Annotated in this window: 14 protein-coding genes and 1 pseudogene; 7 read left to right on the top strand and 8 right to left on the bottom strand. The window is 58.4% G+C overall.

Annotated features, from left to right (window positions below):
* Nucleotides 1-34: 34 nt before the first annotated feature.
* Genes HDF16_RS18800 through HDF16_RS18790 form a run of 3 tightly spaced genes read right to left on the bottom strand, consistent with a single transcriptional unit; the run spans nucleotide 35 to nucleotide 7,055 of the window.
* Nucleotides 35-2,188: a TolC family protein gene (locus HDF16_RS18800; protein ID WP_184220104.1), complete on the bottom strand. Its 2,154-nt coding sequence runs from the start codon at nucleotides 2,186-2,188 to the stop codon at nucleotides 35-37.
* On the bottom strand, nucleotides 2,188-3,828 hold the full coding sequence (locus HDF16_RS18795) for an efflux RND transporter periplasmic adaptor subunit (protein ID WP_184220101.1): 1,641 nt from the start codon (nucleotides 3,826-3,828) through the stop codon (nucleotides 2,188-2,190). The genes HDF16_RS18800 and HDF16_RS18795 overlap by 1 nt, the downstream gene beginning before the upstream one ends.
* On the bottom strand, nucleotides 3,828-7,055 hold the full coding sequence (locus HDF16_RS18790; RefSeq protein ID WP_184220098.1) for an efflux RND transporter permease subunit: 3,228 nt from the start codon (nucleotides 7,053-7,055) through the stop codon (nucleotides 3,828-3,830). Before HDF16_RS18790 ends, HDF16_RS18795 begins: the two co-directional genes overlap by 1 nt.
* Nucleotides 7,056-7,209: 154 nt before the next feature.
* Between HDF16_RS18790 and HDF16_RS18785 the strand changes: the two genes are divergently transcribed.
* Nucleotides 7,210-8,301: an acyltransferase family protein gene (locus HDF16_RS18785; RefSeq protein WP_184220095.1), complete on the top strand. Its 1,092-nt coding sequence runs from the start codon at nucleotides 7,210-7,212 to the stop codon at nucleotides 8,299-8,301.
* Between the two features lie 59 nt (nucleotides 8,302-8,360).
* On the opposite strand, the gene HDF16_RS18780 is transcribed toward HDF16_RS18785, so the two are convergent.
* From HDF16_RS18780 to HDF16_RS18760, 5 genes are all read right to left on the bottom strand, one after another.
* Nucleotides 8,361-9,656, bottom strand: a complete 1,296-nt coding sequence (locus tag HDF16_RS18780; RefSeq protein WP_184220092.1) for a methyl-accepting chemotaxis protein — start codon at nucleotides 9,654-9,656, stop codon at nucleotides 8,361-8,363.
* Nucleotides 9,653-10,249 carry a hypothetical protein gene (locus tag HDF16_RS18775; protein ID WP_184220089.1) on the bottom strand — a complete coding sequence of 199 codons (597 nt, stop codon included), beginning with the start codon at nucleotides 10,247-10,249 and terminating at the stop codon, nucleotides 9,653-9,655. Before HDF16_RS18775 ends, HDF16_RS18780 begins: the two co-directional genes overlap by 4 nt.
* A 336-nt stretch (nucleotides 10,250-10,585) precedes the next feature.
* On the bottom strand, nucleotides 10,586-10,843 hold the full coding sequence (locus HDF16_RS18770) for a hypothetical protein (protein ID WP_184220086.1): 258 nt from the start codon (nucleotides 10,841-10,843) through the stop codon (nucleotides 10,586-10,588).
* Between the two features lie 50 nt (nucleotides 10,844-10,893).
* Complete coding sequence (locus tag HDF16_RS18765) at nucleotides 10,894-11,361, bottom strand: hypothetical protein (protein WP_184220083.1); 468 nt, start codon at nucleotides 11,359-11,361, stop codon at nucleotides 10,894-10,896.
* Nucleotides 11,362-11,363: 2 nt separating this feature from the next.
* The gene (locus HDF16_RS18760; RefSeq protein ID WP_184220080.1) at nucleotides 11,364-11,732 is read right to left on the bottom strand and encodes a response regulator; all 369 of its coding nucleotides are present in this window, start codon (nucleotides 11,730-11,732) and stop codon (nucleotides 11,364-11,366) included.
* A 379-nt stretch (nucleotides 11,733-12,111) separates the two neighbouring features.
* On the opposite strand from HDF16_RS18760, the gene HDF16_RS18755 reads away from it, so the two are divergent.
* The 6 genes and pseudogenes from HDF16_RS18755 to HDF16_RS18730 all read left to right on the top strand — a co-directional run bounded on the left by HDF16_RS18755 (nucleotide 12,112) and on the right by HDF16_RS18730 (nucleotide 18,478).
* Nucleotides 12,112-12,630, top strand: coding sequence for a chemotaxis protein CheW (locus tag HDF16_RS18755; protein ID WP_348641357.1), 519 nt, complete (start codon nucleotides 12,112-12,114; stop codon nucleotides 12,628-12,630).
* Between the two features lie 949 nt (nucleotides 12,631-13,579).
* Nucleotides 13,580-13,921, top strand: a pseudogene (locus HDF16_RS31910) (methyl-accepting chemotaxis protein); the annotation flags it as partial.
* Nucleotides 13,922-14,399: 478 nt separating this feature from the next.
* A complete protein-coding gene (locus HDF16_RS18745) occupies nucleotides 14,400-16,694 on the top strand; it encodes a chemotaxis protein CheA (protein WP_184220075.1) in 2,295 nt (764 codons plus the stop codon).
* Complete coding sequence (locus HDF16_RS18740) at nucleotides 16,691-17,587, top strand: CheR family methyltransferase (RefSeq protein ID WP_184220072.1); 897 nt, start codon at nucleotides 16,691-16,693, stop codon at nucleotides 17,585-17,587. The genes HDF16_RS18745 and HDF16_RS18740 overlap by 4 nt, the downstream gene beginning before the upstream one ends.
* The gene (locus HDF16_RS18735; RefSeq protein WP_184220069.1) at nucleotides 17,584-18,105 is read left to right on the top strand and encodes a chemotaxis protein CheD; all 522 of its coding nucleotides are present in this window, start codon (nucleotides 17,584-17,586) and stop codon (nucleotides 18,103-18,105) included. Before HDF16_RS18740 ends, HDF16_RS18735 begins: the two co-directional genes overlap by 4 nt.
* Nucleotides 18,095-18,478, top strand: a complete 384-nt coding sequence (locus tag HDF16_RS18730; RefSeq protein ID WP_184220065.1) for a response regulator — start codon at nucleotides 18,095-18,097, stop codon at nucleotides 18,476-18,478. The genes HDF16_RS18735 and HDF16_RS18730 overlap by 11 nt, the downstream gene beginning before the upstream one ends.
* Nucleotides 18,479-18,504 lie beyond the last annotated feature (26 nt).

The following is an 18,504-nucleotide window of genomic DNA, read 5'->3' as shown; positions in this document are numbered from 1 at the left end:
GCGTGAGATGGCCGTTCTGGCCAAAATAAGCGGATCATGGCTGCGTATTGGCGATTGTGCCGGAGATGGCATCGTCGAGCTTGATGTTATTGCGGTCGAGTAGATTGCCGATGGCGTGGTCGAGGTCGATCTGGGCCTTCTTCCAGTTGCTGCGCGCAGCGATCTCGGTAGAGCGAGCCTGGGCGAGGTAGGTCTCGTTCTGGACTACAAGGAGGTTGGTCGACGAGCCGACGGTCAGCTTGTCTCGTTCGGATTGCAGCAGCTGCTCCTGGTAGTCGCGGCTAGTGGTCGCGGCTTTGTAGGCGGCGTATGCGGTGTCGACTGCGATGACGGCGTTCTCTATGGCCTCGCGAATCTGGTTGGCGAGCTTTTCGGTGCGGGCCTGAGCCTGGCGCAGCTGGATGGTGTCGCGGGCTGCATCCGACTGGGCTACGCGGTTGCGAAGCGGCAGGGTAAGTTGGACGCCTCCCTGATAGATGGTGGAAGTGCGGAGGCCGCCAAGGGCGAAGTTCTGCGGGATGGTGGGGAGACCGGTGCCAGTGCTGCCGAGTTGCTCGTAGGCTTGCTCGGAGGAGCCTCGGGTTTCGACGTTGCCGTAGAGGTTGAGCTGCGGCAGCGCCTGGTTGCGGGAGGCTTTGACGCTAATCTCTCCGTTCTTGATCTGGAGAGCGGCCTGGGCCAGGTCGGGGCGGCGGGCGAGGCCCTGCTGGATCAGGTCGGGGACGTTCAAGGGATCGGGCTGGTCGGGGACGAGGATGCGGTCGGTGGGGACGATCTCGGTAAACTGCGCAGCGAAGACAGGCGAGCCGGTGCGAATGAGTTCGTCGCGGAGGATGACCTCCTGCTGGCGATAGAGGCCCTGGGCCTGGATGAGATCGAACTGGCTGCTGCCGAGCAGAGCGCGAGCACGGGTGAGTTCGATGGGGGCAAGGGTGCCTTGGTCGACCTGCGATTCGTCATCTTCAACGAGCTTTTGCGAGGCGCGGAGGGACTCCTGCTTGACGGTCACGTTCTCTCCCAACGAGACGAGGTCGAAGTAGAGCCGGGAGGTGCCGTAGATGGTTTCGAGGACCTGCTGCTCGAAGAGGAGGCGGGACGCCTTGCGATTATTGCCCGCAATGTGGAGATAACGGAGATTTACTTCGCGCCCGCGCCCGCGCAGTAACGGCTGGGTGACGGTGCTGGAGGTGCTTACCGTGGCGAAGGGATCGTACTGCGAGGCGGAGCCGTAGACGACGGAGGAGTCGTTGTTGATGGTGGCTTCAATCTGAGCGCCGGTGCTGAAGCCTTGCAGATAAGCAACGTTAGCGGTTACATATTTCAGGCTGCCCGTCTGGGTGGTTGTGGTGCTGCCTGCGTCGGTGCCGGTAGTGGAGGTCAGCGTGGTGGTGTTGGAGCGCTGCAGGTAGCCTGATTCCGCGAAGAGGCTGGGATCGTAGAGCGGGATGTTGGGACCTTGAGAATAGGTAGAGCCGGTGCCAGCTTCGGACAGGTTTTGCTGGGACTGCACCATGGAATTGAGCGAGGTGAGATCTGTAACCGTAGGAGTTACAGGATTGGTGCTGACGGCGGCAGTGTTGAGCAGAGGGCTGCCGGGGCCACCAACGCCGTTCTGTGGCTCCTGGATCGTGAAGTCGATGCCGCGGGTGCTGCCGCCGCCTTTGGCGCGAACTAGGTCGGTGTCGGCGAGGACGATGTTATAGCGCTCGACTTCGACGTCGAGATTGTTCTCGATGGCCAAGGCGATGGCGTCGTGCAGGGTGAGGTAGAGCTTGCCCTCTTTTACCAAGGAGTTGAGGCGTTCTCCTGTGCCGGGGAACAGTTGTGGAACTGTAGCTCGGCGATACGGGCCAAGGAAGCCTAGGAAGTCCGGGCGCAGGCCTTTGGGGGCGGAACGAGTAGGAGAGGTATCTACGGCCTCGTCGCGGCTGAGTTGCGGCGCGGGAGATGCGGGTGCGGCGGTGAATGGCGTGATGGGCGGTAGATTCAAACGTGGAGCGTCAGGGACTGTCTGCTGATTTGTAACTGGCGACGTTACAGCTCCGGCGGATGGCTCAATCGTGGTCTGCGCAGATGCGAGACTGGTTGCGAGCAGGGCTAAGGGTAAGAGCGAAATGCGGTGGTTTCTCCACTTCGCTGCGCTTCGGTCGAGATGACGATTCTTTATGGATGATGTCAGTGGGCGCATTATTGCTTGCTCCCCGACTTTGAGTCATTGCTCTTGCCGGACTTCTTCTGGGGTTGGGCGTTTTTGCCTTGCATGTTCTGGTCGGTGATGGACTGGTTGCCGTACTGGCTAGGGCCGCCGGGAGGGGCTGGCTGGTTGATGGTGCTCTTTGCGTCGGGGTTTTCTCCGGGACCGCCAGCGGCTTTCGGCTTGACCGGTGCGCCATCGGTGATGTCGTCGGTGATCTCAGTGATGATGGTGTCGCCGTCTTTGAGGCCAGATGTGATCTCGGTGGATGGGCCGTAGTCGCGGCCAATCTGTACGGGCTGCATACGGACTTTGTTGTCGCTGGTCAGGATGGCGATGACGGACTTGTCCTTGCGGATTGCGATGGCATCGCTGGGGACGAGGATGGAGCCCGTGCCCTTGATGGCGTCGAAGGTGACGACGGCGTACATGCCCGAGAGCAGTTTGCCTGATTTGTTGTCGACCTGGACTTCTGTGAGGAGTGTCCGAGTGTTCTGGTCGATGGAGGAGGCGGTGCGGGTGACGTCGCCGTAGAAGCTGGCGTCGGGTGCGCCCTGGAGGTTGACGGTGGCATGCTGGCCGACGAAGACCTGTGGAGCGTAGCCCTCGGGTACGGAGACGAGGATGCGAAGGCGCTGGACCTGGGCGATGGAGAAGAGTGCTCCGCCCTGGCCGCCACCTGTGCTCGGGCTGGCGGCAGTGGAAGAAGAGCCGGAGGTGCCGGAGTTGTTGGTAGCTCCGCTGGCTGAGCCGGTTTGCTGGCCTTGCGGTGCGCCCGCGCCGGAGCCATTGGCCGAACCAGACGCGGAGACTAAGGCACCGACGTCGAAGTTGCGGGCGGTGACGACGCCGTCGAAGGGGGCAGTGACGCGTTCGTAGCTCTGAAGGGCGATGGTGCGGCGGAGGTTGGCCTTGAAGGCTTCAACGTTGCGTTCGGCGGCGGCTACGTTGGCGATCTCACCCTGGTAATCGGTCTCGCGCTGGTCGCCATCCTGTTTCGAGAAGACGCCTTTGGCAACGAGGACGCGGTAGCGCTGGACGGTGACGGTGGCGAGAGCAAGCTGCGCCTTCTGCTGGGCTACCTGCGACTCGGCCTGGGAGACCTGTTCGCGGGCCTGGTCGACCTGCTGGTCGAGGTCGGGGGAGTCGATGATGGCGAGCAGTTGGCCCTTGCGGACATGGTCGCCGATGTCGACGAGACGGCGGGAGATGTAGCCGTTCGAGCGGGCGTAGACGTAGGCCTCAATGAGCGGAGTGGTGGTGCCGGGGACGGTGAGGCCAGCGGTATCCTGCGCGTGCTTGATCTGCTGCACCTGGACGACGGGCACCGAGTCTTTCTGATCTTTGGCGCGGGCTTCGATCTCCTTGTTGCGGGAGTGACGGGGCAGGAAGCCGAGCAAGAAGACGAGTAGGAAGACGACCACCACGGCGATGATGAAGAAGAAGAGGATGCGCTTGTTGACGGGCTTCTTGTTCGAACGATCGTGATCGTGGTCTTCGTGATGGTGCTTCTTCTTCTTGCTGGAGTTCGATTCGACGAAGGCGTTGCCGAGCTTCTGATCGTCGAGGGAGTTGGGGTCGGCGAAGGAGTTCGCAAGCCGCTGATTGTCGGAACGATTGTCGGGCGTGGGCATCAGGCGTACTGCTCCTTCTGGGACGTTTCGTTGGGGTCGCCTTCGGTGTACTCTTCGTCGATCTCTTTGGAGAAGTCGATGGGCGGGTTTTTCTTGAGCAGTGAATAAATTACCGGGACGATAAAGAGGGTGCCGACCGTGGCGAGCAGAAGGCCTCCGATTACGGCGCGACCGAGTGGGGCGTTCTGTTCGCCGCCTTCCCCGAAGGCCAACGCCATCGGCAGCATTCCGATGATCATGGCAAGGGCGGTCATGCAGACGGGACGGAGTCGGGTGAAGCCAGCGTTTAGGGCAGCCTCGTAGCGGTCCTTACCGGCAACGCGCTCGTCGTTGGCGAAGACGACCATCAGGATCGAGTTCGCGGTGGCTACACCGATGGTCATGATCGCGCCCATCAGCGAGGGCACGCTGAAGGTAGTCTGGGTGGCGAAGAGCATCCAGAGGATTCCGCAGAAGGCGCCGGGGATGGCCATGAGGATGATTAGCGGATCGAGCCAGCTTTGGAAGTTGACGGCCATCAGCAGGTAGACCAGGGCGATCGCGAAGATGATGCCGATGCCAAGGCGGATGAAGGAGTCCTGCATGGTCTTGACTTCACCGCGTAGGGTGAGAACGGTGCCTGCCGGGAGCGACTTCTTGGTGTCGTCCATGATCTTCTGGATGTCGCTGGCGACGCCGCCGAGGTCGCGCTGGTCAACATCCGCATAGACGTCGAACGTGGGCTGAATGTTGTAGTGGTCGATGACGATGGGCGAGGCGTCGCGACGGAAGCTCGCGAGGTTGCCGAGGAGTTGGCTGGAGTTGCCATTCGGCGAGCTGATGGGAGTACGAGCCAGTTCCTGCAGGCTGCTGTTGCGATAGATGGGCGTCTGCACAACGACCTGGTAGTTAACTCCGTTGAGCGGGTTCAGCCACTGGTTGGGAGCGGTCTGGGCGGTGCCGGTCAGCGAGATGAGCATGCCCTGGGCTACGTCCTGCTGGGTCAGGCCAAGCTGGCGGGCGCGGCTGCGGTCGACGTTGACCTGCATCGTTGGATAGGACACCTGCTGGTGGATGTGGACGTCGACCGCGCCGGGAATGGCGGCGATCTTCTTCTGGAGTTCCTGGGCGATCTGATAGTTGTTCTTGCCGCGACCGACAATCTGCAAGTCGATGGGCGCGGGCAGGCCAAAGTCGAGGATCTGGTTGGTGATGTTGGCGGGCGCAAAGAAGAAGTCTCCGTCCGGGAACTTCTGGGCAAGGTCGGCGCGAAGTTCGCGCATATAGCGCTCGGTATCGCGTTTGCCGGGGTTCAAGGCGATGAGGACTTCGCCGTCTGAGTTGCTGATGGTACCGGTGCTGCCGAAGGCGAGGTTGATGCCCCCGTTGGGAAGACCGATATTGTCGAGGATGAGCTTGACCTCGTCGGGCGGGATGACGTGGCGAATCTCTTTTTCGACGGCGGCGAAGTACTGTTCAGAGTCTTCGATGCGCATGCCTTCGGGCGGAGTGACGTGGAGTCGCATCTGGCCGGAGTCGACGTAAGGGAAGAAGTCGCGGCCGATGACGAAGACGAGCGGAAGCGAGAGAAGGATGAAGGCGGCGAACATCGTGAGCGTGATGGCGGGGTTGTCGAGGCACCACGCGAGGACGCCCTTGTACTTATGTCGGAACTTCTCGAACTGATGATCGAACTTCTTGTGCCAGCGCCAGATCCAGTTGTGCTTTTCTTCCTCGATGGCGGCGGCTTCGTCCTGATAGAGGACGAGTTCGGCGGGGAGGAGGAAGTGCATCATGGTGGGAACGAGGGTTCGTGAAAGGAAGTAAGAGGCCATCATGGCGAAGGCTACGGCTTCGGCCAGCGGGGTGAAGAGGAACTTCGCCGCGCCGGTGAGCAGGACGACCGGGATGAAGACGATGCAGATGGAGAGCGTGGAGACGAAGGCGGGTGCTGCGACCTGCTCGGCGGAGTCGAGGATGGCGCGGACGAGAGATTTTTGCTCGCCCATGTTGCGATGGGTGTTCTCGATCTCGACGGTGGCGTCGTCGACGAGGATGCCGACGGCGAGCGCGAGACCGCCGAGGGTCATAACGTTGATGGTCTCGCCGAGGGCGGTGAGGATGATGAGCGAGGTCGCGATGGAGAGCGGAATGGACACGCAGACGATGATGGTGCTACGCCAGCTTCCGAGGAAGAGCAGGATCATCAGGCCGGTGAGCACGGCGGCGATGGTGGCCTCGCGGACGACCTCGCTGATGGAGCTTTTGACGAAGATGGACTGGTCGAAGAGCGGCGTGACCTTGAGGCCTTGGGGCAGGTCGGCAGTGATGCGGGGGATGGCCTGCTTGACGCCGTCGACGATGTCGATAGTGGAGGTTTTGCCATTCTTGAGGACGGTCAGCAGGGCACCACGCTTGCCGTTCTCACGGACGACGTTGGTCTGGACGGCGAAGCCGAGTTCCACCTGGGCGACATCCTTTATATAGACGACGGCACCATTGGCGGCGCGAACGGGGAGGTCGTTGAGGGCGGAGACGATGGTGGGGCTGCTGTTGACTTTGACGACGTACTCGCGACCACCGAGGCGGGCGGTGCCGGCGGGGAGGATGAGGTTCTGTTGGCCGATGGCGGTGGAGACGTCGGCGGCGGAGATGTGTTTCGCGTACATCAGGTCGGGGTCGGCGTCGACCATGACCTGGCGGGCTTTGCCGCCGTAAGGGAGGGGGACAGCGGCACCCTGAACGGTGGCGAGGCGGGGGCGTATGAAGCTGAGGCCGAGGTCGTAGAGGTCGGTCTCGGAGAGGCCTTCGCCGGAGAGTCCCAGTTGGACGATGGGAACGCTAGAGGCGTCGTACTTGATGACGTTGGGAGGGAAGCTGCCGGGGGGAAGGCCACGCAGTATGGTCTGCATGATGGCCGTGACCTGCGCGACGGCGAGGTCGACTTTTACGGTGGGTTGAAAGAAGACTTTAACGACCGAGACACCCTGGTAGGACTCGGACTCGGAGTGTTCGATGTCGTTGACGGTGGTGGTGAGGGCGCGCTCGCAGATGGTGACGATGCGGCCTTCCATCTCGGTGGGGGTTAGACCGGGGTAGGCCCAGACGATAGTGACGACGGGGATGTCGATGTAGGGGAAGATGTCCTTGGGGGCTTCAATGGCGGAGCCGATGCCCAGGGCGAGGATGAGCATCGACACAACGACAAACGTGTAAGGACGCCGGAGCGCCAGTCTTACGATCCACATGAAGTCCCCTCGGAGATTACCTTGGTTCTAATGTACGTTGGACTATAGTTGCAGGACTCCCGTTGCATAAACATGCTTTCGTTCGATTTCATCCCGTTATACTTTTCATGGGAATGAAGACGTAGCCGCCCGAAAGCGCTGCGAATGGGGTGGCATGCAAACGTTGTGGGGCCTGTTGCGGCGCGATACTGGGGGCAGGGTGTATGTACCGGAGATCGACTCCTTCCGGTTTGTCGCGATCGTCTTCGTGATCCTCTACCACCTGCTGCAGAAGACACATCTTTACCTGCTCGAAGATCCCTCGTTTATGACGAGCCGGCTGAACCGCGGAGTTCAACTCTTCTTTACCGTGAGTGGATTCGTCCTGGCTCTGCCGTTCGCCAAGTTTTGGTTACAGAGGGGCAGGAAGGTGGAGCTTAAGACGTACTTTCTGCGCCGCCTCACGCGCATTGAGCCGCCTTACCTGGTAAGCGTCCTGCTCTGCCTAGCGGTGCTGATCGTGGTGAAGAAGCAGCCGCTCGGTACTTTGATTCCACACTTCCTGGCGACGCTGTTTTATATGCACTCGGTGATCTACGCAGCGTTGAGCACCATTAATCCCGTGGCGTGGTCACTTGAGGTGGAGATCCAGTTTTACCTGCTGGTCCCGCTGCTGGTTTATGTCTTCGCGATCCGCAATACGCGAGTGCGCAGGACGGTGCTGGTGATGGCGACGCTGGCGTTCTCAGCGTTTGGGTTGTCGCTGAATGGGCACTATCGATCGGACCATAGCATCGTGGGGACGCTGCAGTTCTTCGTCGCGGGATTCCTGCTGGCGGATCTTTACCTGCTGAATCCGCCAAAGGTCAGGACGTACTTGTGGGACGTTGCGGCGGTGCTGGGCTGGTATCTGGTGCTGGCGACCGACAAGCAGTGGTGGAATTTGATGATGCCGCTGGGCCTGGTCGCGGTGTACTGGTCGGCGTTTGCAGGGAAGCTGGTGAACGTAGTGTTCCGGTCGCGGTTTACGTCGACGATCGGCGGAATGTGCTATTCGATCTACCTGATCCACCAGCAGATTATTGGCGTTGTGGCGATTAAGCTGCACAGCGCGGCGATGGTGTGGGCGGTAAGCCTGGGATTGATCTCAGTGTGCTGCACCGTGTTCTACCTGCTGGTGGAGAAACCCTGCATGGATCATCGGTGGCCGGAGAAGCTACGGCAGTATGTGGTGAAAGAGCGCGAAGCTGTGGCCGTCGGAGACTAGGGCACTTCGGAAGAATTTTCGCCAGCGAGAATCACAACGGAGAGACCATGCAACGAGGTCTACCCGCCGCTCAACACTGTCAACCTTTGAACGATCTCGCGTATGAATTCGGATTCGTGGGTCAACTCCTCAGTGGCGGCGGCTGCCTGTTCAGAGGCTGCGGCAGCCGCCTGGGTCACCGCCTCCATACGCTGAATCGATTGTGAGATCTGGCTGATTCCCGCCGACTGATCTCTACTGCCGCTATTGATCTCGATGACGAGTTCCTTGATCTTTGCCACGTCCTTCGTGGTGGACCGGATAGCGATAGCTACTTCATCGACGATGAGCATGCCGGCCTTGGATTTCGTGATGGAGTCCGTGATCAGCTCTGCCGTGTCTTTGGCCGCTGCCGCGCTGCGCTGTGCCAGGCTGCGAACTTCATCGGCGACAACGGCGAAGCCCATGCCGGCTTCCCCGGCGCGCGCCGCTTCAACCGAGGCGTTGAGCGCGAGAATATTTGTCTGGAACGCAATCTGATCGATGACCTTGACGATCTTGGAGATCTTCTCGCTCGACTCGTTGATCGCATCCATGGCCTTGATCATCTGGGACAGGGAAGCGTCTGTCCTGACAAAGTTAGCATCAGACTCCGAGACCAGATCGGCTGCGTCTTTTGAGTGCTCCGTATTTTTCTGGGCCTTACTGCTGATCTCCGCAGTGGAGGCGGAGGTTTCCTCGATCGAAGCGGCCTGTTGAGAGGCGCCCTTCGCAAGGGAGAGGCTTGACGAAGAGATCTCCGCGGCGGCTGACGAGATGTGATCCGCCGAGTTCTTAAGGGACTCGAGCACTATGCTTTGCGATTCGATAGCACGGCCGAGTTGAAGAGCGATCCAACAGCAGGGAACAACCTCAAGTACCACGAAGAAGGCGTGCACCAGGACTACCTGGAAGGAAGCCTTGTAGTTGAAGATGCCGGCCGGGAGCCACAGCCAGAAGAGAACGTGGTGGAGCGCAATCGTCGCGCCGGCCGTGAGCAGAGGAGCGATCCGTCCGTAGACCGCCAATAACGCGATGAGTACAAAGATCTCGAAGTGAGCCTCGATCATTCCATTCGCCACATAGATCGCGAGCGCGCTGGTTCCCATCGCGGCGACGGCGATCGCGATGGAGCCAAGTGGAGAGCTCTTATCCTGAAGCAGGATCATTGCCGGACCGGCGAGCAGGATCAGCATGACGCTCGCTACCGTCACGAGGCTTCCATTATTGAAACTCGCTACGCCGCAGAGCAGAGGCAGATGGGCCGCGAGAAACAGGAAGCCGAAGATATTGGCTTTTCTGGTGTAGGCGAGCTGATAGGCTCCGCTGGTGTTCATGCTGAGAATGCCTTTCTTATAGCAAGTGACAGCCTGTTGCCAAGGGCCCCGTACTTAAGTCCGAAAGGGTCGACTTCGCGGCGAACACGCTGTCCGACCGCGCACCCGAAGATTGGAAAGGGAGAACCTGCCTTACCCGCTATAGACCGGGCCAGAATGGAGTTTGCCTGATCGCCGTTCATGCCATAGCCGCCCAGATAGGCCACGGTATGATTCGGTGAAACGATCACAAGGAGCGGGACCCCCCGCATCCCCGTGTCGCGGACCAAGTCCTCGGTCTTACGGCGGGTGACCTGGAATTTGGCTTCCTTCAACTGCGTTAGAAGGAGGTCCGTGCCCGGCAGGTCGGACTCGTCCCCGTCAGCGATGATGATTTGCTCGATGCTTCCCGCCATCGGGCCGCGAGCAAGCAGGTTGCGCATCACGCGCTGAGAACACCCACAGGCTCCGGACAGAACATGAATGGCCTGCCATTGGGACGGGGTTGAAGCTTCCGCGAGGTTGAGAACTGCCTCCCCCGGTGCCAGCATAGGCTGGTGATAGGACGTGAGGACGGTGCCGATAACGAGAGCCGCAGCCGCCCAGACGAGCAAGAAAGTTTTCGGAGATCGAAGGCGTCGTGTGATGGTGGCCCCCTGGAGGCACGCGAGATTGGAAGTATGCCTTAAGATCCGGCGCTCTCATTTGCAATTTACCGGTTCAAATCGCGATTCTCTGTGGGGGCGATTGCTGCAACTGACTGTATCTACTGCGATGAGCTTCGCCGCTTGCACGAAGGTTGTAGGTCACGCGTCGGCACATCGATGGAGTTGAGTCGATGATGACTCTCTATTGTTTTCCGGCAAGAAGTGATCCAGGTGACGGAGTGGCGAAGTCGGAGCGATGCGTCTCGAGCATAGGGCCGACCGCTACGACTGGCCTGCGCGGCCTTATGGGCGCTCCGACAGATCCACGATGGAGCCGGGGAAGACGTTTTCCGTGCACTCCAACGCCATTCTCTTCATCATGAACGGGCCGATATTTCCGTAGATGGAAAACGACAGGCCTGCCGACCTATAACTGAGGTCGTTGCTATCGAGACCAACGGAGTTTATAGAGAGTGCCTTGAAGTGATCCTTGAGCTTGATTACATCGGCCACACTCGCGGCCGCACTCAGGAAAACCTGGACATCGTAGACTGTCAGCATCGTTCACCTAACCGCCGTTTGGAATGGCTCCAATCCTGGACACTTTTCACTTAGATTGGAGCGAAGATCGAAAATGCGCCGCCTTCATAGCCGTTCATCGTCACGGTGAAGTAGGAGCGGAATGCTGGGTTTTTCAAAGAATCTGCGACGCCCGTTGGCAGTGAATCGACACCAAAGTGCATCGTCTGGAATACTGCCCTGTCATCGATCGAAACAATAGTAGAGGCCACGTTGAGTACTTCGTGAATTGCGTCACGCAGTGGCTCATCGAGTGCTGGGGCCGCCAGACTTTCTTTCACCGTCTGTGAAGGAAGCCCTAACAGAGCGCCGCCGAGAGAGCCGAGCAATGGAAGATCAACCTGAACCACCCGGATCGAATCCATCGGCTTGATCAGGTAGACCCCGTAAGCTTGAGCGGCCTTCGTCAAGGGGGCCTTCAAGATCTGCGTGAAATTAACGTTCTGTCCGGTGAGATCCGTGAACAGCTTTGCGATGGTGAAGGGTTTCGGCTCGGCCACGGCTAGCAACCTTCCAGGAAGGGATCGAGTGCAGCCTGTACATCGTCCGGATTGAAGGGCTTGGTCAACAGGAAGCTCGCGCCGTTGCTGATGGCCATATCCCTGATCTCCGCGGAACTCTCCGAGGTGATGAATCCGAAGGGTGTCTTGTTCCCCTCTTTGCGCAGCGACTGTAAGAGCTCGATGCCTGACATCTCTGGCATATTCCAGTCTGAAAGAACGAGTTTCGGCTTCTCCTGATGCATCGACTCGAGCGCCTGCACACCGTTCTCCGCCTCGCCGAATGAGAGGCTCCTGTAACCTGCCTGACGGATAGCGCGCTGCACCAGCATGCGCATCGTCTTGCTGTCGTCCACCAGTAATATGTCCATTAAAAAACTCCCTCTCGCCTGTACCGATGCGGACCCAGGTGTCCCGCGATGGTTAAGGCATGCTCACTATCGGCCTTTCAGTGAAAAGATTTCATCGCGCCTAGGACTATTGAGGGCTCGTCAGGATGCCACTGCGGTTCTCCAGCGTAACCCGGTAGTGATATGGCAAAAGCAAACAATATTGCCAATAGTCATCCAAGACAGAATTCGCTTCTGTAGCGCCATCGGACACTGTCGCGGGCGCGCGGAACCGTCTATTCGCGATTAGCGCCGCTCGAACAAAGCTGCAACGTTCGCGATCGGGATCACCTGAAAGTACCATTACCAGTTCAAGAAAAAACTATCAGAATTGTCGATAGATAAGGCTCGAGGACACACCGTGGCGACTGCAATCAATACTCCCTCCATCAAGATGTTTCCGTCACCCGCTACAGAGATCAGCGGTAAGCACCTGATCTTTCAACTAGGGTCTGAAGAGTTCGCCATCAACGTGATGAATGTCAAAGAGATCATGAAGATGCAGGCGATTACCAGCGTTCCGCAGACCCCTTCCTTCGTCCAAGGGGTGATCAACCTGCGCGGGAAGATCGTCCCGGTGATCAATCTTCGCCGTAAGTTCGGCATTGAAGATCGCGAAGATACCGATCTGACGTGCATCGTCGTAGTGCGCATGCAGGTGGACGGCGGCGAACAGCCTGTCGGCATCGTTGTCGATGGCGTCGTGGAGGTGCTTACCTTCAACGGTGAAGATATCGAAGACACTCCAGACTTTGGGCTCGACGGCGTGATGCCCTATGTCCGTGGCATGGCCAAGATCAAGGGGCGCGTCAAGATCGTGCTCGATATCGAGCAGGTTCTCCGCGGCAATCAGCTGGAGCGCATGGTTGCTCGCAGCTAACGCCTGAACACTCGAAACAACAAAGATACGGGGTCTACAAATGACGATAGGTAAGAAGCTGTACGCAGGGTTTGGGGCCGCGGTGTTGATCAGTTTGCTGATGGGTATCGTTGCGGTTTATAACCTCGACTCGCTGGGTGACAAGCTCAAGGAAAGTGCGATGGTGCGATCGCACAATCTCTACCTCTCCGGTGACGTGAACAACACTAGCACCGACATACTTGCAAGCATCCGAGGACTCAACCTCCGCGCTCACATAAAAGACATGTCGGAGGTGCAGAAGAACTACGGCTTGCTGCAGGACGATCTCGAGCACATCCGCAAACAAGGTGAAGAGTTCAAGAGCGCGGCGAAAACTCCCAAGCTGCGTGACGACATGCAGTCAAAAGTCCTGGATAAGCTGGGTCCTTTGTCGCAGCTGATCACAGAAGACTATCAAGCAGCGACCAAGGGCGACCTCGGTGCGATGGACACCGTCTACGTTAGTAAGCTTAACCCCGCGGCGAAAGAGATCAGCGCCGCAGCCGACCAGATTGCACAGGACCAATATAAGGTTGTCGTTGTGAGTGCTGAAGACGCGATTAGCAGCATCGCGCCGGCTCGCTATCTCAGCATAGCTTTTGTGCTGCTCGCCATGGGCGTGGGTGGAGCTGTAGCGTGGGTGATCAAGGGAATCAACTCGACCTTGCAAAGCAGCATCGTCGAACTGAACGACGGTGCCGAACAGGTGGCCACGGCTGCCGGGCAGGTGTCTTCGTCCAGCCAGTCTCTGGCCCAGGGCGCTTCGCAGCAGGCTGCCTCCCTTGAAGAGACCTCGGCGTCGTCTGAAGAGATCAACTCGATGGCGCGAAAGAATACGGACAACTCGCGCTCTACTGCGGAACTGTTAGCCATGTCACAGGAGAAGGTAGGCCAGGCGAACCGTTATCTCGAAGAGATGGTCGTCTCAATGGACCTGATCACGGATTCCAGTGGCAAGATCTCCAAGATCATCAAGGTGATCGACGAGATTGCGTTCCAGACGAACATCCTCGCTCTGAATGCTGCGGTTGAAGCGGCGCGTGCGGGTGAGGCTGGCATGGGCTTTGCGGTTGTCGCCGATGAGGTTCGCAGCCTCGCACAGCGCAGTGCACAGGCGGCCAAGGACACTGCTGCCCTTATCGAAGACTCGATAACGCGTTCGGGTGAAGGCAAGGTGAAGGTTGACCAGGTGGCGCTCGCGATTCGCGCGGTTACGGAAGACGCGGCGAAGGTGAAGGTAATGGTCGATGAGGTCAGTCTGGGCAGCGAAGAGCAGTCCCGGGGAATCGACCAGATCGGTCGAGCGATTACCCAGATGGAGCAGGTCACGCAGACCAACGCGGCCAGCGCAGAAGAGAGCGCGGCAGCGGCCGAGCAGCTTAGCGCGCAGTCCGAGACATTGAAGGACGTCATCGGTCGCCTGCACGAGATGGTGGGCGGCAGCGTTCAGGCGGCAAGCTTCTCCTCGCGCGGCCCGCGTCGGCCAAAGGTTGCACCGAAGCTCTATCGTCCTCCGGTCACGACCGCGGCGCGAAGCTTCAAGAGCGATCGTCCGCGAGGAGTAAGCCAGAGCGCGAAGGTGTCAGCCGTGGTAACTCCATCGTCTGCCGAACCAGATCCATTTCCGATGGAAGAGAGCTTCCAATCGTTCTAGTCGAGCCAGGGAGCATTCTGGCGTGGACATATCCGAACGATGGTGTTCACAGTCGTAGTTGCGAGCATCACGAAGCGGTACCGAGAGAGAAGATATGCCGTCGTCTGTAAATGATCAATCGAGGGCAACTGCCGCTGAGGCACTGGAAGAGGCTCTGAACCAGGTGTCTGTACGCATCATGGTGGAGGGGATTGGCGCAACGGTTCTCGCGGATCTTCGATCGCTGGGTGAACAGGCACGCCAGGGAGATTGTGACAAGCTTGCAGACCGGACAGCCGCTTTGGTGGATTCTCTCACTAACGGCACCGGGAAAGATATCGAAGGAATTCTTAGGACTGGGATCGATGAGCTACGCCTTATGATCAGTAACGAAAAAGCAGGTCTTCCAGCGAATGCACCACCTCCCTACGCTTCTCTTGGTGACGATGCCGAGCTGATTGCGGACTTCCTGGTCGAGGCGCGCGAGCACCTCTCGCTGATCGAGGGACAGCTTCTCACGCTGGAACGCGATCCGGGCGCGATGGAGATCATCCACGCTGTCTTTCGTGCCTTCCATACGATCAAAGGATTAGCCGGGTTTCTCGGCTTCTCCGTTATGCAAGGGGTGGCGCATGAAGTAGAGACGCTGCTCGATCTGGCGCGCAACGAAAAGATACGGATCGACACGCCGATTGTGGACGTGGTTCTAGCGAGTGCGGATTTTCTCCTGGTTGAGATGGCGTCGATCGATCGCGTGCTGGGCGGCGCGGAGTCAGCCGATCCGGCGGACAGCGGCGATCTGATCGCGCGGATTCGTTTGGTTGCGGTCACTAGCCAAGGTGGACAACCGGAAGTTGCTCCTGCCAAGGCTGTATCAGTCGTCGAGCCCCCAGCACAACCTGTAGCGGCACCCGCCAAGGCAGAAGTCAAAGAGACAAAGAAGGCTGCATCGAAGGGGAAGGCGACCAAGAAGAAGGCATCGGTGTCGACTCCCGCTCAGGTGGAACCGGCTGTGGTCGCTGCTTCCGAGCCGCCAACTCCGCAGGCTGAAGAGCCGGAAGATGACTTCTTCCCGGCTGTGCCATCCGCTTTCATTGCAGCTCCTGAGCCAGTAAAGCCTGAGCCGATCGTTGTTACGCCCCCACCTCAAGCCATAGTTCCAACTGCTGCTCCCGCAGAATCTCGCGCAGCCGTTCCCGCGAAGCCAACCGAAGTTGCTAGGACGTCCGAGCCAGCAAAGACCCCCGACTCCGGATCTGTGCGTGTCGAGACTGCGAAGCTGGACTACCTGATGGACATGGTCGGCGAGATGGTCATCGCTCAATCTCTGATCCGTCATAGCCACGTCTTGCTGAGCTCGACTGACTCCCGGCTGATCGGAGACCTTTCGCATCTAGCTCGTGTCACCGCTGAAGTGCAGCGCGCGACGATGAGCATGCGGATGGTGCCTGTCGCAAACCTGTTCCAGAAGATCGAACGAGTCATCCGTGACTTGTCGCGCAAGGCTGGGAAGCAGGTTGTTCTGCAGACTTCGGGGACCGACACTGAAGTGGACAAGACTGTAGCGGAAGAGCTCTCCGATCCGCTTCTGCACATGGTTCGCAACTCGGTCGACCACGGCATCGAGACGCCGGAAGAACGCATCGCTGCCGGCAAACCTCCTGTGGCGATCATCAAGCTGGCTGCTTATCACCAGGGCGGACAGATCGTCATTGAGATCTCCGATGACGGGCGGGGCCTCAACGCAGAAAAGATTCGCCGGAAGGCTGAAGAGAAAGAGATCATCACTCCGAATGTTCAACTGACCGAGCTCGAGGTCTACCAACTCATCTTCGCGCCCGGCTTCTCGACAGCCGAAAAGATCACGGATGTCTCGGGACGCGGCGTGGGTATGGATGTTGTTCGGCGGAACGTAGAGAAACTTCGCGGGCGAATCGAGACCCAGTCGGAGCTAGGCAAGGGCACAACCTTCCTGTTGAAGCTGCCCCTGACGCTAGCCATTATTGACGGCCTCGTAGTCGAGGTTGGCAACAACCACTACATCGTTCCGCTCTCCGTAGTGCGCGAGATCTTCCAGCCGTTGGCCAGCACGCTGTTCAGCGTCGAGGGTAAGGAAGAGATGGTCCTGGTGCGTGAGCAACTTCTGCCTATCGTCAGGCTCAATCAGAGGCTAGGAGTGAAGTCGCGAATCGAAACTCCCAGCCAGGGTCTGCTCGTCGTGGTTGAGTCTGAGAACAAGCTTTATTGCATGCTTGTCGACGATCTACTTGGAAAGCAGGAAGTGGTCATCAAGAGTCTGGGCGAGACGTTCCAGGATGCGTCAGGATTCTCAGGTTGCGCAGTCCTTGGCGATGGAAGAGTGGGGCTGATTCTCGATACGGATGGAATCTACAGAGGGAGAAGACGATGATTGTTGAAGTCTCTCCGATTGCCACTACTGGTATTGAGATGCGCCACCAGGAGTTTGAGCGCATTCGGCGCATGGCGTATGACTTCTGCGGCGTTGACCTAACGGGTAAGCACATTCTTGTCTCGTCGCGACTTGGAAAGAAGATCCGTTTGCTGCAGCTGCCCTCCTTCACGAAATATTGCGACCAGGTAGAGGCCGACACGTCGGGAGCCATGTTTACCGAGATGATCGATGCTCTTACGACCAACCATACGAGTTTCTTTCGTGAGGCTCGTCACTTCGACTTTCTGCGCGATGTGGTTCTTCCGGAGTTGCCCGAACAGAGTGAGGTGAACATCTGGAGCGCGGCGTGTTCGACGGGCGAGGAGCCATACACCATCGCCTTCACGATGATTGATGCTATGGGGCCGAGGGCTTACTCGAATCTTGCCATCACTGCGACCGACATCTCGACCCGCGTTCTCGAGAAGGCCAAGAAAGGCTTGTATCCACTGACATCTGTGCAAGCTCTGACCCCTGAGATGCGTCGGGAATGCCTGATGAAAGGTACCGGCGAGTTCTCTACACAGTGCATGGTGAAGGCTTCCACGAAGAAGCTTATTACGTTCCGGCAATGGAATTTGCTTGAACAGTGCACGTCAATCGGCCCATTCCAGGTGATCTTCTGCCGGAATGTGATGATCTATTTCGATCAGCAGACGCAGCAGACCGTTGTCGATAATCTTGTCTCCCGTTTAGCTCCAGGAGGATACCTTCTGATCGGCCATGCTGAGAGCCTGAATGGGATCAATCATTCCCTTGAGTACATCTGCACGGCAACCTACCGCAAGGCGGGTGGATCTAGAGGCGCGAAGGCGGCAAGCCAACGGCGAGGAACAGCAGGATCTAGATGAGCCATGTTCTTACTGTAGGCATTAGCGATTGCGCCGTATCCGGAGATCCGAACGCTGTCATCACGACACATGCTCTTGGATCCTGCGTTGGATTGCTCATCTACGATCCAGTGGCTCGTGTAGGGGGGTTGCTGCATTACATGTTGCCGGACTCCACGATGGATAAAGATCGCGCAGCGCAGAAGCCCTTTATGTTCGCGGACACAGGGATTCCACTTCTATTTCACACGGCCTATAAAGCGGGCGCGCGAAAGGAACGTATCCAGGTAACTGCTTTAGGCGGCGCACAGATTCTTGGCACGAATGATTCTTTCAGTATCGGTAAAAGGAACCTCATGTCGATGCGAAAGATTTTATGGAAGGCTGGCGTTATGCTCCACCACGAAGAAGTGGGCGGAACATCGCCGAGGACGGCTCGTCTAGAGGTCGCCAGCGGCAAAATCCTGGTGTCATTCGGCCGGGGACAGCACGAGGTTCACCAGGGAATTACTGAACGGAGAGAAGCAAATGGCCTATAACGTATTGATCGTCGATGACTCACCGGGGATGCGAAAGGTTATTAAGAAGATGTTGGGGCAGTCGGGCTTCGTCACGGAGCAGTGCCTGGAGGCTGGCGATGGCTTGGAGGCCCTCACGGTTCTTGCCCAGGAGCGAGTGGATATCGTCTTCACGGACATCAACATGCCCAACATGAACGGCGAGGAACTGATGGAGCGAATCTCAATTACGCCGGATTACCAGCATCTTCTCGTGCTCGTTGTCTCTACCGATCGCAGCGAAGAAAGAATGCAAAGGATGATGGCCCTGGGTGCGAAGGGTTATGTGACGAAGCCATTTGTACCGAGAACGCTAGGGTACGCATTGACCAAGATGACGTCGAGGTGTGCATAAGATGCAAGCGAGTGAGTTGAAGCCGT

Origin of the sequence: Granulicella aggregans (assembly GCF_014203275.1) — a bacterium.
Lineage (GTDB): Bacteria > Acidobacteriota > Terriglobia > Terriglobales > Acidobacteriaceae > Edaphobacter.
This window is presented reverse-complemented; position numbering and strand designations above follow the sequence as displayed.